The sequence below is a fragment of the Amycolatopsis sp. NPDC048633 genome (assembly GCF_040650695.1).
Lineage (GTDB): Bacteria > Actinomycetota > Actinomycetes > Mycobacteriales > Pseudonocardiaceae > Amycolatopsis.
In genome coordinates this window covers 687833-702970 of record NZ_JBEZHS010000001.1, presented here as the reverse complement: position 1 = coordinate 702970, position 15138 = coordinate 687833, and the positions used below count along the sequence as shown (strand labels likewise).

The following is a 15138-nucleotide window of genomic DNA, read 5'->3' as shown; positions in this document are numbered from 1 at the left end:
TAACTGTTACTTGAGGTAACGTCATCTGCGCAGCATCCTCGAAGCAGCGGAGGCCGACAGATGACCGAGCGGTTCAAGGTCGTGATCGTGGGCACCGGGTTCTCCGGGCTCGGCCAGGCGATCCAGCTCGAAAAGGCCGGCATCCGGGACTACGTGATCCTGGAGAAGGCCACCGAGGTGGGTGGCACCTGGCGCGACAACTCCTACCCCGGGTGCGCGTGCGACGTGCAGTCGCACATGTACTCGTTCTCGTACGAGCAGAACCCGGACTGGTCGCGGTCGTTCTCGCCGCAGCCGGAGATCTTCGACTACCTCAAGGGCGTCGCGGACAAGTACCGGCTGCGCGAGAAGATCCGGTTCGGCGTCGAGCTCACCGGCGCGCACTGGGACGAGCAGGCGCGCCGCTGGACGGCGACCACGAAGGACGGCCGCGAGTTCGTCGCGCAGTTCCTCGTCTCCGGCGTCGGCGGCCTGCACATCCCGCAGGTCCCCCAGCTGCCCGGGATCGCGAAGTTCAAGGGCCAGACCTGGCACTCCGCGCAGTGGAACCACGAATACGACCTGCGCGGCAAGAAGGTCGCCGTCGTGGGCACCGGCGCCAGCGCCGTCCAGTTCGTCCCGAAGATCGCCCCGGACGTCGCCGAGCTGACGCTGTTCCAGCGCACGCCGCCGTGGATCATGCCGAAGCCCGACCACGCGATGCCGTCGTGGGCGCAGACGCTGTTCAAGCGCGTCCCCGGCACCCAGCGCCTCTACCGCAACGCGCTGTACTGGTTCCTCGAAGCGCGCGCCATCGGCTTCAACGGCCACCCGGCGATCATGAAGGCCGGCGAGCTGATCGCCAAGCGCAACATCGCGAAGGGCATCAAGGACTCCGTGCTGCGCAAGAAGGTCACGCCCGACTACACGATGGGCTGCAAGCGCGTCCTGATCTCCAACGACTACTACCCGGCGCTGGACCGGCCGAACGTCGACGTGAACACCTCCGGGATCAAGGAGGTCAAGGCGCACTCGATCGTCGACTCCGCCGGCGTCGAGCACGAGGTCGACGCGATCGTCTACGGCACCGGGTTCAAGGTGACGGACGCGCTGGAGTACCTCGACATCACCGGGATCGACGGCCGCGACCTCGCCAAGGAGTGGGCGGCCGAAGGCATGCAGACCCACAAGGGCATCGCGGTTTCCGGCTTCCCGAACCTGTTCTTCCTGCTCGGCCCGAACACCGCGCTGGGCCACAACTCCGTGGTGTTCATGATCGAGTCGCAGTCGCGGTACGTCGTCGACGCCATCAAGCTCGCCGGCTCCCGCGACGCCGCCGCGCTCGACGTCCGGCCGGGCGTGCAGGACAAGTTCCAGCGGGACATCCAGGACAAGCTGGTCAAGGGCGTCTGGACGCAGGGCGGCTGCAAGAGCTGGTACCTCGACGCCAAGGGCGTGAACCGGACGATCTGGCCCGGCTTCACCTGGCGCTACTGGCTGGAGACGCGGAAGGTGGACCCCGCCGACTTCGAGCTGTCCGGACGCTCGTCATGACGGACGAGCAGCTCGTCCTGCATGCGCGGGACGTGAAGTTCGACTGGGCGGCGCTGCCGATGCACTGGATCCCCGGCGAACCGCAGGCCACGCACACCATCAACGTCCTGCACCTGGCGCTGCCCGAAGGCGAACGCTGGTTCGTCGAGGTCTTCAAGCAGGCCGTGCCGCTGATCCGCGACGAGCGGCTCAAGGCGGACGTCCTCGGTTTCATCGGCCAGGAAGCGGTGCACGCCGAGGCCCACGCCGGCGCGGCGTCCCACCTCGAAGCCGCCGGTGTCCGCGTGCGGCCGTACATCGCGCAGATGGAGTGGCTGTTCCGCAAGCTGCTCGGCGACCGCGACCTGACCGGCCAGGCCGCCGAGGAGTGGCTGGTCGAACGGCTGGGGATCGTCGCCGCGATCGAGCACTACACCGCGTTCCTCGGCCAGTGGGTGCTCGACGCGCCCCTGGAGGGCGCCGGGGCCGACCCGGTGATGCTCGACCTGTTGCGCTGGCACGGCGCCGAAGAGGTCGAGCACCGGTCCGTCGCGTTCGACCTGTTCATGCACCTCGACGGCCGGTACACCCGCCGGGTGCGCAGCATGGCGGCGGTGACACCGGTGCTGGCGTGGGTGTTCCTCCGCGGCACGCGGTACCTGATGCGCAACGACCCGACCCGCCCAGGTCGCGCGACCTTCCGGGGCTACCGCCGGGCGGCGAAGCGGGAGCTGCTGCCGACCGGGCGTCAGCTGCTGCGCGAGATCCGGCCGTACTTCCGGAAGACCTACCACCCGTCGGAGACCGGGAGCACCGAGCAGGCGGTGGCCTACCTGGCGAGCTCGCCCGCCGCGCGGGCGGCGGGGTGACCCTCGGCCAGCCCACCCGGCTGGACGGCAGCGACCGGACCGACCACCTGATGTCCACTTTGGTCGGTGTCGTGGGCGCGTACCGCCGGTTGTCGCGGTTCAGCGGAAAACGGCGGCCGCCGGTGCGCGCGGTGGACCGGAACCTGCCCCTGGTCGTCGAATCCGTCGAAGCCGAGACCGAGGACGTCGTCAGCCTGCGCCTTTCGAACGGCGGGCCGCTGCCCGGCTGGCGGCCGGGCGCGCACCTCGACCTCGTGCTGCCGTCCGGGCTCGTGCGGCAGTACTCGCTGTGCGGCGACCCGTCCGAAAAGGACCATTACCGCATTGCGGTGCGGAAGATCGGCGTCGCGTCGGCCGAGGTCCACTCCCTGCGGCCGGGCACGCGGGTCACCGTGCGCGGCCCGCGGACGGCGTTCCCGTTCGTCGGCGGCGGGCCGTTCCTGTTCATCGCGGGCGGCATCGGGATCACGCCGATCCTGCCGATGGTCCGCCGCGCGACGGCCCTCGGCGCGGACTGGCGGCTGGTCTACACCGGCCGCAGCCGCGAATCGATGCCGTTCCTCGACGAACTGGCGGACGACGACCGCGTGTGGATCCGGCCGGACACGGAGTACGGCGTCCCCGCGTCGGGCGCGGAGCTCCTCGACGGGCTGCCGGACGGCGCTTCGGTGTACTGCTGCGGGCCGGTGCCGATGATCACCGGCGTGCGCGTCGACCTGGAGCTGACCGGCGCGAAAGCCGTCCACTTCGAGCGGTTCGCCCCGCCGCCGATCGTCTCCGGCGCGCCGTTCCAGCTGACTCTTCGCAGGTCAGGACAGGTGCTGGACGTCCCGGCCGACCGGACCGCCCTCGACGTCCTCCTCGAGGCGCGACCGGGCACGCCGTATTCGTGCCGCCAGGGTTTCTGCGGGACGTGCGCGGTGCCGGCGGCCGGCGGCGGGTCGATGCGGATCTGCGTCGACCGCGCCACCACCGTGCTCGACCTATGAGCCCGCGGGCAGCCAGGCGCCGATCACCGGCTTGAACTCGCGGATGCTGCGGTCGGCGATGACGCCTTCCAGGAAGTACGGGTCCTGGTCGATCGTCTCCTTGAGGTGCGCCTCGTCGTCGGCCTGGTAGAGCGTGAGACCGCCGGAGCCGTCGCCGAGCGGCCCGGCGACCGCGACGCGCCCCTCTTCGGCCAGCTTGCCCAGGAACTCGCGGTGCCGCGGCCGGACCGCCGGCATCTTCTCCTGGACGTAGGTGATTTCGACGAGGAACCAGGCCATGTGGATCTCCGGGGTCGGGCAGGGGCGGGACGGGACCGACGCTACCCGGGTCGTCGCCGTGTCCCAGCATCCGATCTGTGGCGCGGGGAGGCCAACCCGATAGGCTGGGCGTGCGTCAGTACCTGTGTGAGCGCTGTGAATACCGTGAACCTGCTGACGCGACACACCGTGCAAACCGGGGTCGAGGACAGGCAGGGGTTCATGCTCGAGGGCAATGCGGAACGCAGTGTCGAGGCAACCCTCGGCCACCTGCGGGTCATGGACGGTCCGGCCCCGGCTCAGACGCCGGCACCGCTGAACCTCGAAGACCTCTACCGCCAGCACCGCATGCGGCTGGTCCGGCTGGCGATTCTGCTGGTGGACGAGCCCGCGACAGCGGAAGACGTGGTGCAGGAGGCTTTCACCGGCCTGCATCGCAACTGGGGCCGGCTCCGGGACGCCGCGGCCGCCGTCGGCTACCTGCGCACCGCCGTGGTCAACGGCTCTCGCAGCGTGCTGCGCCGGCGCAAGACGGCCCGCGAGTACGTGCCGCCGCACGCGGTCAACGCGCGGTCCGCCGAGAGCCTCGCGATGCTCTCCAGCGAGCACCAAGCCGTGGTCAGCGCGCTGTCCAAGCTGCCGCCCCGCCAGCGCGAAGTGCTGGTGCTGCGTTACTACGGTGGGCTGAGCGAGGCCGAAATCTCTGAGGCCGCAGGCATCTCCAAGGGTACCGTTAAGTCGACCGCCAGCCGGGCGCTCGAGGCACTCCAGAAGGCCATGCAGGCCCCACAGTGACCCGGGTGGACCATTCCGATCACTGAGTCGTATCACCATGCTTGGTCCAGACCAATATATGCTGGGGTGCGTGAGAGGCGCCGGAGATTTCGTGATCATGGGCGGCCGGGTCGCTGCCCCGGACCGTGTACTCGACGACGGCTGGGTGGCCGTCTCCGACGGGCGGATCGCCGGCGTGGGTTCGGGGACCCCGCCGTCCGGCGAGCACGTGGACGTCGGTGGGGCACTGGTCGTGCCTGGATTCGTCGATACCCACTGCCACGGCGGGGGAGGTGCTTCGTTCACCTCCCTCGATCCCGACGAGCTCCTGACGGCGGTGCGAGCGCACCGCCGGCACGGCACCACGACCATGCTCGCCAGCCTGGTCTCCGATCCGGTGGACATCCTGCGTGAGCAGGTCGCCGCGCTGCGTGAGATCGTCCAGGACGGCGAGGTCGCGGGCATCCACCTCGAGGGGCCGTTCATCTCGAAGGCCCGCTGCGGGGCGCACGACCCGGAGACGCTGCTCGAGCCGGACACCGGCACGGTCGACAAGCTCCTGCGGGCCGGCCAGGGCGCGATCCGGATGGTCACCATCGCCCCGGAGCTGCACGGCGGCGTCAAGGCCGTCCGGCAGCTGGCCGAATCGGGCGTCATCGCCGCCATCGGGCACACCGACGGCGTCGAGGAGCAGCTGCTGCCGGCCATCGACGCGGGCGCTTCGGTGGCGACGCACCTGTTCAACGGCATGCGGCCGCTGCACCACCGCGAGCCCGGCCCGGTCGGGGCCCTGCTCGATGACGAGCGCATCACGATCGAGCTCATCTGCGACCTGGTGCACCTGCACCCGACCGTCGTGCGGCTGGCGGCGAAGCACGCGGGCCGCAACCGGACGGTGCTCATCACCGACGCGATGTCGGCCACCGACGCCGCCGACGGCCGCTACACGCTGGGCCGCCTCGAGGTCGATGTCCACGACGGCGTCGCCACCCTCGCGGACAACGGTTCGCTGGCCGGCAGCACCCTGACGATGGACACCGCCTTCCGCAATCTGGTCCGGGGTGCGAAACTCGGCATCCTCGACGCGGTGCACGCGACGTCGCAACGGCCCGCCGAGCTGCTCGGCATCGCCGACCGCACCGGGATGCTGTGCCCCGGGTACGTGGCCGACATCGTCGTCCTCGACCAGGACCTGCGGCCCGCGAAGGTGCTCCGCCGGGGTGAATGGGTCGCCGAGGTGGGTACGGCTACCTTGAGTACCTGATTTTCGACGAGCGGACGGGCGGAGATGAGCGAGCCGAAGGACCCCGAGCAGCTGCTGGCGGACGCCCTTCGCGCGCAAGCCGTCTTCGCCCCGCAGGCCTCCCCGCCCGCCTCACCGCCGGCTCCCGAGCGCGAGTCCGAGGCGAGCACGGACGCCGTCCCGGCCAGCGCGATCAACGAGCTGCCCTCGGCGTACGGCCTGCTCTCGGGCGCAGGGGAAGCCTCGCTGGAGCGCGAGCGCGCGGCACTGGACGCGGCGTCCGAAGCGCCCACGGCGTACCACCCGCGTCCCCCGGAACCGCCGCGGCAGGGCGCGCAGCTGCCCGCGTACTGGATCCTGCTGCTGGCGGTGCTGCTGGGCCTCGCCGCGGGGTCCGTGGTGGGCTTGCTCACGCTGGTCTGACCGGGTCTCAGTAACGACTCAGGGTGACCCTGTACCGTTTTTGGGGTGATTCTCGCCCAGAGCACGGTCAACACGATGTCCCTGCTGCCGTCATGGCTCGACCCGCAGCACCTGCTGAGCGGCCTGACCACGCCGGTCATCGCGGTGCTCTGCCTGATCATCTTCATCGAGAGCAGCGTCTTCCCGGTGCTGCCCGGTGACTCACTGCTGTTCACGGCCGGCCTGTTCATCGCGAACGGCACCCTCGACGCGCCGTTGTGGCTGGTCTGCGTGCTGGTGACGGTCGCGGCGCTGCTCGGCAACGTGGTCGGCTACTACCTCGGCTACTTCGCCGGGCCCAAGCTGTTCAACCGGCCGGACTCGAAGATCTTCAAACAGGAGTACGTCCACAAGACGCACGAGTTCCTGGAGAAGCACGGCCCGAAGGCGGTCGTGCTGGCCCGGTTCGTGCCGTTCGTCCGGACGTTCATCACGTGGATCGCCGGCATCGGCCGCATGGACCCGAAGCGCTACTTCACGTACACGGTGATCGGCGGCATCCTGTGGGCCGCGGGCATCACGGTGCTGGGTTCGCTGCTCGGCGGCGTGTCGTTCATCGCGAACAACGTCGACGCGATCTTCGTGCTCATCGTGCTGGTGTCGGTGGTCCCGATCCTGCTCGAGTACTTGAAGGCGCGGCGCGAGAAGAAGGCCGGCGCGGTGGCGGAGACCGACCCCGAGGTCACTCAGCGGATTCCGCGGGTGCGGGACTGAGCTTCGCTCAGTGAGAAGGGCCCCACCGGTCGGCGGTGGGGCCCTTTTCCGTTCCGGCCGGCTGCGACGTCATGAACGACTCGTTCACCGCGTCCGACGTCATGAACGAGTCGTTCATGACGTTCGGCGAGCGCGCAGGTCAGGTCATCGAGAACATCGAGCCCGGGTTGAACAGGTTCTCCGGGTCCAGCGCCGCCTTGATCTGCCGGTGCACTCGCATCCCCACCGGCCCGATCTCGCGCTCCAGCCATTCCCGCTTGATCTTCCCGACCCCGTGCTCGCCGGTCACCGTCCCGCCGAGGGACAGCCCGATCTCCAGAATCTCGTCGAAAGCACGCTGAGCCCGCGCGAACTCGTCCGCGTTGTCGGGCTGGTAGACGATCGTCGGGTGCATGTTGCCGTCGCCCGCGTGGCCGACCACCGCGATGCGCAAGCCCACCTCGGAGCTGATCTTCTCGCAGCCGCGGATGAGCTCGGCGATGCGCGTGCGCGGGACGCAGACGTCGTCGGTCAGCCACTGGCCGTACGTCTCCAGCGCCGTCAGCACCACCCGGCGGGCCTGCAGCAGCATCCGGCCCTCTTCGAGGTCTTCGGTCATGTACGCCAGGTCCGCGCCGCAGTCGACGCAGATCTGCTCCAGGGCCGCCAGCTCGCGCCGCGCCACCTCGCCGCCCGCGTCGGACTGGCCGAGCAGCAGCGCCTGGCAGTCCGATCCCGCGCCGAGGTCCGTCTTCAGGTACGCCTCCGACGCCTTGATCGACGACGCGTCCATGATCTCCAGCAGCGACGGCACGAGTCCTTCGCGGACGACGCGCGCGACGGCTTCTCCGGCGGCTTCGGTCGTCGTGAAGCCCGCGACGAGCGTCGCGGGGGCCTGGGGCAGCGGCTTGAGCTGGACCGTCGCCTGCGTGATGACGCCGAGCGTGCCCTCGCTGCCGACGAACAGCCGGGCCAGGTCGTACCCGGCGACGCCCTTGACCGTGCGCCGGCCGGTCTTGAGCAGGGACCCGTCGGCCAGCACGACCTCCAGGCCCAGCACCGAATCCGTGGTGACGCCGTACTTCACGCAGCAGAGGCCGCCGGCGTTGGTCGAGAGGTTGCCACCGATCGTGCACCAGTCGTAGCTCGACGGGTCCGGCGGGTAGAACAGCCCGTGCTTCTCGACGGCGTTGCGGAAGTCGAGGTTGACGACGCCCGGCTGCACGACGGCGAGCCGGTTGCCCGGGTCGATCTCGACGATCTCGTTCAGCTTGATCAGCGACAGCATGACGCAGCCGTCGATGGCGTTCGCGGCGCCGGACAGGCCGCTGCCCGCCCCGCGCGGCACGATCGGCACCGCGGCTTCGGCGCACGCCTTGACGACGGCCTGCACCTCCTCGACGTTCGCGGGCAGCACGACGGCGAGCGGCTGGCCGGAGGGCGCCAGCGGCATCATGTCGCGCGCGTACGACGCGGTGACGTCGGAGTCGGTGAGCACGGCGCTCTTGCCGAGCAGGTCGCGGAGCCGGGTGACCAAAGCTTCGTCGCTCATGGCCTCATGGTAAGCCCGGCCAGTCCGCACTGCGGAACTTCTATTTCAAAACCGCTGATTCAGCGCAGTGCGGACCAGGAGCTCAGCGAACCAGGCCCAAGAGCTTCTCCACGTGCACTCGCAGCAGCACCCGCTGGTCGCTGACCATCGCGTCGCGGTACTCGTCCCAGTCGGGGTGCTCGCCCGCCGCGCGGCGGTAGTAGTCGACGAGCGCTTCGACGGTTTCGTCGTCCCGGGAAGCCGCCGGCGCGGTGAGCGAAGCCCGTCCTTCCGCGACGACGTAGCTCCAGCCGTTCTCACTGCCCACGTGGTAGGTCACCCGCGGGTCGCGGCGCATGTTCTTCGTCTTCGCCCGCGTCTCGGTGATCGACGCGATGATCGTGTTCGTCTCCGCGTCGTACAGGTGCGTGATGGTGGACAGCTGGGGCCGCCCGTCGCGGCGGATCGTGGCCAGGACGCCGTGGCCGTGCGCGGCGAGGAAGTCCTTCAACGCTGTGTCGTCGGTCATACCCCTACCAACCCGCGGCCGCCGCCCTTGTTCCGGGAGCCCGCCGGAAATCTGCTTGCATACGGCAACTAAAGTGTGTTCCGACACATCGGCCTGCCCTCCGCTTGCATAACCGCTAGTGAAGGCACATCCTTGCCTGAGGCAACTAGTTGCAGCCGCCAACCAACGCCGTTGAAGGATCCCTCATGGCACCGAACAGCTCCGCCACCCGGCCCAAGGCCGAACTGGACCTCGCCGACCAGCTCGGGCACGAGCTCGTGCGCTTGGTCCGGCTGATCAACAAGGCGAAGTCCCAGGTGTCCAAGCAGGGTCCGGACGGGATCGAGCGGGCGGCCTACGCGATCCTCTTCACCCTCATCCACGAGGGCCCGCAGCGCACCAGCCGGCTCGCCGAGTCGCTCCACTCCGAGATCTCCACGATCAGCAGGCAGTCGAGCTCCCTCGTCCAGCACGGACTGGTCGAGCGCCAGGCCGATCCCGAAGACGGCCGGGCCTGCCTGCTCGCGCCGACGGCCGAGGGCATGCGGGTGTTCGAAGAGAACCGCAAGCAGCGCAACCAATGGCTGGCCGAAGTGCTCGGGGACTGGACCGAAGGGGAGATCCAGACCCTGAACCGGCTGTTCGGCCGACTCAACACAGGTATCGAGAACCACTCTCCACAGCTGGCCGACGCGCAGGCGTCACCCGCTGCACCGGCCAAGGGGGCCAACGCATGAGTTCCACCACCGAAGCACCCGCACAGTTCGAGGTGGGTCAACCACCCCGGCTGAGCCACCGCCAGATCGTCACGATCCTGAGCGGCCTGATGTGCGGCATGTTCCTCGCCGCGCTCGACCAGACGATCGTCGGCACGTCGATCGTCAAGATCGCCAACGACCTGCACGGCTTCGACCTGCAGGCCTGGGCGACCACGGCGTACCTGATCACCTCGACGATCGTCACGCCGATCTACGGCAAGCTCTCCGACATCTACGGCCGCAAGCCGTTCTACCTGGCCGCGATCACGATCTTCGTCGCCGGTTCGCTGGCCTCGGCCTTCGCGCAGTCCATGTACGAGCTGGCCGCGTTCCGCGCGGTGCAGGGCCTCGGCGCCGGCGGTCTGATGTCGCTGGCCATGACGATCCTCGGCGACATCGTGCCGCCACGGGAACGCGCCAAGTACCAGGGCTACATCCTGGCCGTGTTCGGCCTGTCCACCGTGCTCGGCCCGGTGCTGGGCGGCTTCTTCGCCGGCATCGACCACGCCGGCAGCATCTTCGGCTACGACATCCACGGCTGGCGCTGGGTCTTCCTGATCAACGTCCCGATCGGCATCCTCGCCCTGTTCGTCGTCGCGCGGGTCCTGAACGTGCCGCACGAACGCCACGAGCACAAGATCGACTGGTGGGGCGCGCTGACGCTGGTCGTCGCGGTCGTGCCGTTCCTGATCGTCGCCGAACAGGGCCAGAAGTGGGGCTGGGGCGACGGGAAGGCGATCCTCTGCTACGTCGTGGGCGCCGTCGGCGTGATCGCGTTCATCCTGGTCGAGCGGTTCATGAAGGAAGCCGCGCTGATCCCGCTGCGGCTGTTCAAGAACTCGACGTTCACCGTGGCGATCATCGGCGGTGTCATCGTCGGTGTCGCGATGTTCGGCGCGATCACGATGATCCCGCAGTTCATGCAGGTCGTGCAGGGCTACACCCCGACCGAGTCCGGGTTGCTGATGCTGCCGCTGATGGCGGGCATCATGACCAGCTCGATCGTTTCGGGCCGGCTCACCGGGAAGACCGGGCGCTACAAGATCTTCCCGATCGTCGGCACCATCCTGATCGCCGGCGGCGCGTTCTTCTTCGCGCAGGTCGAGTACGACTCGCCGCTGTGGCACCCGCTGGTCGCGGCCGCCATCATCGGTCTCGGCCTCGGCCAGTGCATGCAGACGCTGATCATCGCGGTGCAGAACGCGGGCCCGCGCAGCGACATGGGCGTCTCGACCGCGTCGGCGACGTTCTTCCGCCAGATCGGTGGTACCGCGGGTGTCGCGATCTTCCTGACGGTCCTGTTCAACACCCTGATGCCCAACATCACGAAGGCGTTCGGCGGTCAGCTGCCGGCCGGCGCGGGTGCGAACATCGGCAACCTGTCCGAGAACACCAGCGTGATCCAGACCCTGCCGGACGCGATCAAGACGCCGATCCTGGTCGGCTTCACCGAGTCGATCACCACGGTGTTCTACATCGCGGGTGCGGTGGCGCTGCTGGCCACTGTGGTGCTGCTGTTCATGAAGGAGATCCCGCTGACCAACGCGGCTCCCGCGGCGGCGACCATGGAGGGCGGCGAGGCGCTGCTCGACGCGGACGAGCACGACTTCGCCGACGAGCCCACCGAGATCGTCGAGCCGGTCAAGCCGTTCGACCGCGAGCCGGCACTGGTCGGCGGCGGGAAGCACGCCTTGAACGGAAACGGGCACGGTGACTACCAGGCCGTGTCGGGTGCGCTGCCGATGCCGATCACGAGCTCGGTCGCCGACTCCGAGGTCGACGTTCCCGTCGGCGCGGGCGGCGTGCCGGTGGTCGGCCACGTCCGCCGTCAGGACGGCAGCCACGTGTCCGGCGCGGCGCTGACCCTGATCGACCAGCGCGGCCGCCAGGTCGCGCGGGCCACCGGTGCCCCGGACGGCAGCTACTCGGTGCCCAGCCAGGGCCCGGGCGCGTACGTCCTCATCGTGTCGGCCCACGGCCACCAGCCGCAGGCCTCCAGCGTCGTGATCAACACCGGGCCGGCGACGGTCGACGTCACGCTCACCGGGTCCGGCGAGCTGACCGGCACCGTGCGGGCGGGCGCCACCGGCTCCCCGCTGGCGAACGTCACGGTGACGCTGACCGACGGGCGCGGCGAGGTGAACGGCGCGTTCATCACGACCACGGACGGCACCTACGCCTTCATCGGGGTCGGCGCCGGGGCCTACACCCTGGTCGCCAGCGGCCCGGGCTACCGGCCCGTCGCGGTGACGCTGACCGTGCCGGACAGCGGCGTGCTGCGCCACGACGTCGAGCTGTCCAGCTCGGTGCAGCTCACCGGCGTGGCGCGGACCGAGGGCGACCGGATCGTCCCGGACGCGCGGATCACCGTCCTCGACGCCGAAGGCAACGTCGCGGCCGTGGCCCGGACCGACGGCGAAGGCCGGTACCTGGTGAGCGACCTGCCCGCGGGCGCGTACACCGTGGTCGCGAGCGGCTACCCGCCGGCGACCAGCCAGGTGGAGCTCACCGGCGGCGAGGCCGGCCACGACGTTCGGCTGAGCTACGACCAGGCCCTCGACGAGCTGGTCGACCGGTCATGAGTGGCTTGCGCGCGACCTTCCGCACGGCCGAGGGCTGGGCGGTGGAGCACGCGGTGCTCACCGTGACCGACCCGGCCGGGCGGCAGGTCGCCCGGCAGGCGGCCGACGTCCGCGGCGACGTGGTCACCGACGCGCTCGCGCCGGGGACGTACACGGCGGTCGTCACGGCGGCCGGGTACACCCCGGTCGCCCGGACGGCGCAGATCGCTTCGGACGGCTCGGGCGCGCTCGGCGACGTCGTGCTGGCCCCGGTCGCCGAGGCGATCGACCTGCCGCCCGCCGGGCCGTGGACGATCGACCCGATGCACTCGTCGGTGGTCGCGACCGCCCGGCACCTGGGCATCGCGAGCATCAAGGCGCGGTTCCCGGACGTGTCCGGCCGGATCGAGATCGGCCGCCCGGCCGAGCGGTCGTCGGTGCACGCCGAGATCAAGGCGGCGAGCATCGACACGAACATCCGGATGCGCGACGACCACCTGCGCTCGCCGGACTTCCTCGACGTCGACGTCCACCCGGTGATCACGTTCACGAGCACCGGCCTGCGCCAGCGCGGCGTGGACACGTGGACGCTGGTCGGCGACCTGACGCTGCACGGCGAGCGCCGCGAGATCGAGCTGGAGCTGACCTACGGCGGCTGGGGCCCGGACCCGTGGGGCGGCGTGCGCGTGGCGTTCCACGCGGAGACGACGCTGCACCGGAACGACTTCGCGATCAACTACAGCGCGATGGTCCGGGCCGGCGTGGCCGCGGTCGGCACGAGGGTGAAGGTCGAGCTGGACGTCGAAGCGGTCCAGGGCGAGTCGCTGCCGCAGTTCTGAGCGCAAGTCCGTGAAGGCCTCCTTACCGGCTCTTACAGCCGGTAAGGAGGCCTTCACGGCTTGTACGAGCTGAAACTTCCGGGCCGCTCGATTCGACCGTTCGCCGCGGGCTGTTCACCTGGGGCACGTAGGCTCCCTGTGTGAACGTCGTGAGCTTCGAGGCCGCGGGCGTCGGCGTGAGCTGGCTGGACACCGCCGGTCCGCTGCTCGTCTGGGTGATCGTGCTGAGCTTCGTGCTGGTCGAATGCGCGCTGATCATCGGGCTTTTCCTGCCTGGTGACTCGCTGCTGTTCGGGGCCGGCGTGGTGCTGGCCCAGCACGGTTCGGACGCGAACGCGTGGTTCCTCTCGGGCGCCGCGCTGATCGTCGCCGTGCTCGGCAACCAGATCGGCTACTACATCGGGCGCACCAGCGGCACCAAGCTGATCGCCCGGCGCGACGGCAAGGTCCTGAACCGCCAGGCCCTCGACCGCGCGCAGAAGTTCCTGGACAAGCGAGGGTTCTTCGCGATCGTGGCGGCCCGGTGGATCCCGTGGATCCGCACGCTGGCCCCGCTGATCGCCGGCGCCGCCCGGATGGACCCGCGCCGCTTCATGATCGCGACGGCGCTCGGCGGCCTGCTCTGGGTCCCGACGCTGGTGCTGCTCGGCTACTACGGTGCCGGCCTGCTGGACACGCTGCCGTGGCTGAAGACGGCGGCGCTGTGGATCAGCATCGCGTTCTTCGTGTTCGGCACGGGGTACGGCGTGCTGCGCTACCGCCAGGAGATGCGCCGCCCCGTCGAAGAGACGGACGACGCGCGCGCCTGAGTCAGAGTTCCGGGTCGGCCCAGATCTCGAGCTGGATGCCGTCCGGATCGCGGAACACCACGACCTTCGAGCCTTCGAACGTGCGGGACGGCGCGGCCGGCAGGTACGAGACGCCGAACTCGGCGAGCCGGCACTCCCACTCGGTCAGCTCTTCGGTCGACTGCACTCTGAACGCGACGTGGTCGAGCCCGGTTCTGCGTTCGTCGAACCCGCGTCTTCCGGTGTCCGCGTGCTGGACCAGCACCACGGAGAACTCGTCCCCGGCGGACCGGAGCACGACCTTGCGCAGTCCCGTGTCCGGCTCTTCGCGCCGGGTGACCTCCTCGAGGTCGAGAACGCGTACGTACCAGGGCACGCTGCGGTCCACGTCGGTCACGGTGAGCGCGAGATGGTGCACGGACATGAGTTTTGCCATGGCTCTGGAAGCCGTCCTTTCGCGTGGCGGCTCCCCAGAGTTGCACAGCGTTCGCCGGCCGAAACGAGGGTGACCAAGTTCCCCGTCCGATCGTGATCTCGTCGTCTCCGGGCGTCTCAGCAGGCGGACGCCGGTGACTGAAGGTTATTCGGGTTTGCCGGACGGTACTCGGTCGGTCACCGGCCGCCACCGACGTCGAGCACCGCGCCCGTGGTGAACGACGACGCCGGCGACAGCAGGAACAGCACCGCCTCGGCGATTTCGGCCGGCTGCCCGGCGCGGCCCAGCGGGATCTGCGGCGCGTACTTCGCCATCCTGTCCGGCAAGCCGGCGGCTTCGTGCAGGCCGGTGTGGATCATCCCGGGCGCGACGGCGTTGACCCGCACGTCCTCGCCCGCGACCTCCTGCGCGAGCCCGAACGTCAGCGTGTCGACGGCGGCCTTCGACGCTGCGTAGTGCACCCACTCCCCGGCCGAGCCGGTGCGCGCGGCCGTCGAGGAGATGTTGACGATCGCGCCGCCGTCGCCGCCGTACCGCGTCGACATCCGGCGGACCGCCTCGCGGCAGCACAGGAACACGCCGGTCACGTTGACGTCGAGGGTCCGCCGGACGACCTCGACGTCGTAGGAGTCGAGCCGCCCGGGCGTGTTGCCGACGATCGCGGCGTTGTTGACCAGCGCTTTCACCGGCCCCAATGCCGAGGCCGCGTCGAACAGCGCGCGGACGTCGTCCTCGACGGAGACGTCCGCGCGGACCGCCAGCGCCTGACGACCGTGCTCACGAACCAGCGAAGCGACGTCCTCGGCCGGCCCGGGATCGCCGGAGTAGTTGACCACGACGTCGTACCCGCGCGAGGCCGCGAGGGAGCAGATCGCCGCCCCGATCCCCCGGCTACCGCCGGTGACGATGAGCGTCAT

Annotated in this window: 16 protein-coding genes; 11 read left to right on the top strand and 5 right to left on the bottom strand. The window is 69.8% G+C overall.

What is annotated here, in order from left to right; translation table 11 throughout:
• Nucleotides 1–60: 60 nt before the first annotated feature.
• Genes AB0C38_RS03520 through AB0C38_RS03510 form a run of 3 tightly spaced genes read left to right on the top strand, consistent with a single transcriptional unit; the run spans nucleotide 61 to nucleotide 3370 of the window.
• Nucleotides 61–1533 carry an NAD(P)/FAD-dependent oxidoreductase gene (locus tag AB0C38_RS03520; RefSeq protein ID WP_360665816.1) on the top strand — a complete coding sequence of 491 codons (1473 nt, stop codon included), beginning with the start codon at nucleotides 61–63 and terminating at the stop codon, nucleotides 1531–1533.
• A complete protein-coding gene (locus AB0C38_RS03515) occupies nucleotides 1530–2381 on the top strand; it encodes a metal-dependent hydrolase (RefSeq protein WP_360665812.1) in 852 nt (283 codons plus the stop codon). The genes AB0C38_RS03520 and AB0C38_RS03515 overlap by 4 nt, the downstream gene beginning before the upstream one ends.
• A complete protein-coding gene (locus AB0C38_RS03510; protein ID WP_360665809.1) occupies nucleotides 2378–3370 on the top strand; it encodes a PDR/VanB family oxidoreductase in 993 nt (330 codons plus the stop codon). The genes AB0C38_RS03515 and AB0C38_RS03510 overlap by 4 nt, the downstream gene beginning before the upstream one ends.
• On the opposite strand, the gene AB0C38_RS03505 is transcribed toward AB0C38_RS03510, so the two are convergent.
• Complete coding sequence (locus tag AB0C38_RS03505; RefSeq protein ID WP_360665806.1) at nucleotides 3365–3649, bottom strand: YciI family protein; 285 nt, start codon at nucleotides 3647–3649, stop codon at nucleotides 3365–3367. The two genes, AB0C38_RS03510 and AB0C38_RS03505, sit on opposite strands and share 6 nt — an antisense overlap.
• A gap of 201 nt (nucleotides 3650–3850) precedes the next feature.
• On the opposite strand from AB0C38_RS03505, the gene AB0C38_RS03500 reads away from it, so the two are divergent.
• The 4 genes from AB0C38_RS03500 to AB0C38_RS03485 all read left to right on the top strand — a co-directional run bounded on the left by AB0C38_RS03500 (nucleotide 3851) and on the right by AB0C38_RS03485 (nucleotide 6821).
• Nucleotides 3851–4423: a SigE family RNA polymerase sigma factor gene (locus AB0C38_RS03500; RefSeq protein WP_360667468.1), complete on the top strand. Its 573-nt coding sequence runs from the start codon at nucleotides 3851–3853 to the stop codon at nucleotides 4421–4423.
• Between the two features lie 91 nt (nucleotides 4424–4514).
• Nucleotides 4515–5666, top strand: a complete 1152-nt coding sequence (gene nagA, locus AB0C38_RS03495) for an N-acetylglucosamine-6-phosphate deacetylase (RefSeq protein ID WP_360667465.1) — start codon at nucleotides 4515–4517, stop codon at nucleotides 5664–5666.
• A 24-nt stretch (nucleotides 5667–5690) separates the two neighbouring features.
• Nucleotides 5691–6068 carry a hypothetical protein gene (locus tag AB0C38_RS03490; RefSeq protein ID WP_360665804.1) on the top strand — a complete coding sequence of 126 codons (378 nt, stop codon included), beginning with the start codon at nucleotides 5691–5693 and terminating at the stop codon, nucleotides 6066–6068.
• A 45-nt stretch (nucleotides 6069–6113) separates the two neighbouring features.
• Nucleotides 6114–6821, top strand: a complete 708-nt coding sequence (locus AB0C38_RS03485) for a VTT domain-containing protein (RefSeq protein WP_360665801.1) — start codon at nucleotides 6114–6116, stop codon at nucleotides 6819–6821.
• Nucleotides 6822–6960: 139 nt separating this feature from the next.
• On the opposite strand, the gene AB0C38_RS03480 is transcribed toward AB0C38_RS03485, so the two are convergent.
• Nucleotides 6961–8352, bottom strand: a complete 1392-nt coding sequence (locus tag AB0C38_RS03480; protein WP_360665799.1) for an FAD-linked oxidase C-terminal domain-containing protein — start codon at nucleotides 8350–8352, stop codon at nucleotides 6961–6963.
• A gap of 82 nt (nucleotides 8353–8434) precedes the next feature.
• On the bottom strand, nucleotides 8435–8860 hold the full coding sequence (locus tag AB0C38_RS03475) for a PPOX class F420-dependent oxidoreductase (RefSeq protein WP_360665796.1): 426 nt from the start codon (nucleotides 8858–8860) through the stop codon (nucleotides 8435–8437).
• A gap of 185 nt (nucleotides 8861–9045) precedes the next feature.
• On the opposite strand from AB0C38_RS03475, the gene AB0C38_RS03470 reads away from it, so the two are divergent.
• The 4 genes from AB0C38_RS03470 to AB0C38_RS03455 all read left to right on the top strand — a co-directional run bounded on the left by AB0C38_RS03470 (nucleotide 9046) and on the right by AB0C38_RS03455 (nucleotide 13806).
• Nucleotides 9046–9576 carry a MarR family transcriptional regulator gene (locus AB0C38_RS03470; protein ID WP_360665793.1) on the top strand — a complete coding sequence of 177 codons (531 nt, stop codon included), beginning with the start codon at nucleotides 9046–9048 and terminating at the stop codon, nucleotides 9574–9576.
• Nucleotides 9573–12179, top strand: coding sequence for a DHA2 family efflux MFS transporter permease subunit (locus AB0C38_RS03465; RefSeq protein ID WP_360665790.1), 2607 nt, complete (start codon nucleotides 9573–9575; stop codon nucleotides 12177–12179). Before AB0C38_RS03470 ends, AB0C38_RS03465 begins: the two co-directional genes overlap by 4 nt.
• Nucleotides 12176–12997, top strand: a complete 822-nt coding sequence (locus tag AB0C38_RS03460) for a YceI family protein (RefSeq protein WP_360665787.1) — start codon at nucleotides 12176–12178, stop codon at nucleotides 12995–12997. The genes AB0C38_RS03465 and AB0C38_RS03460 overlap by 4 nt, the downstream gene beginning before the upstream one ends.
• 140 nt (nucleotides 12998–13137) lie before the next feature.
• Nucleotides 13138–13806 carry a DedA family protein gene (locus tag AB0C38_RS03455; RefSeq protein WP_360665784.1) on the top strand — a complete coding sequence of 223 codons (669 nt, stop codon included), beginning with the start codon at nucleotides 13138–13140 and terminating at the stop codon, nucleotides 13804–13806.
• A 1-nt stretch (nucleotide 13807) separates the two neighbouring features.
• Here the strand turns inward: AB0C38_RS03455 and AB0C38_RS03450 are convergent, their stop codons facing one another.
• Both AB0C38_RS03450 and AB0C38_RS03445 read right to left on the bottom strand, forming a co-directional pair.
• Nucleotides 13808–14221, bottom strand: a complete 414-nt coding sequence (locus tag AB0C38_RS03450; RefSeq protein WP_360665781.1) for a VOC family protein — start codon at nucleotides 14219–14221, stop codon at nucleotides 13808–13810.
• 176 nt (nucleotides 14222–14397) lie between these two features.
• The gene (locus AB0C38_RS03445; RefSeq protein ID WP_360665778.1) at nucleotides 14398–15138 is read right to left on the bottom strand and encodes an SDR family oxidoreductase; all 741 of its coding nucleotides are present in this window, start codon (nucleotides 15136–15138) and stop codon (nucleotides 14398–14400) included.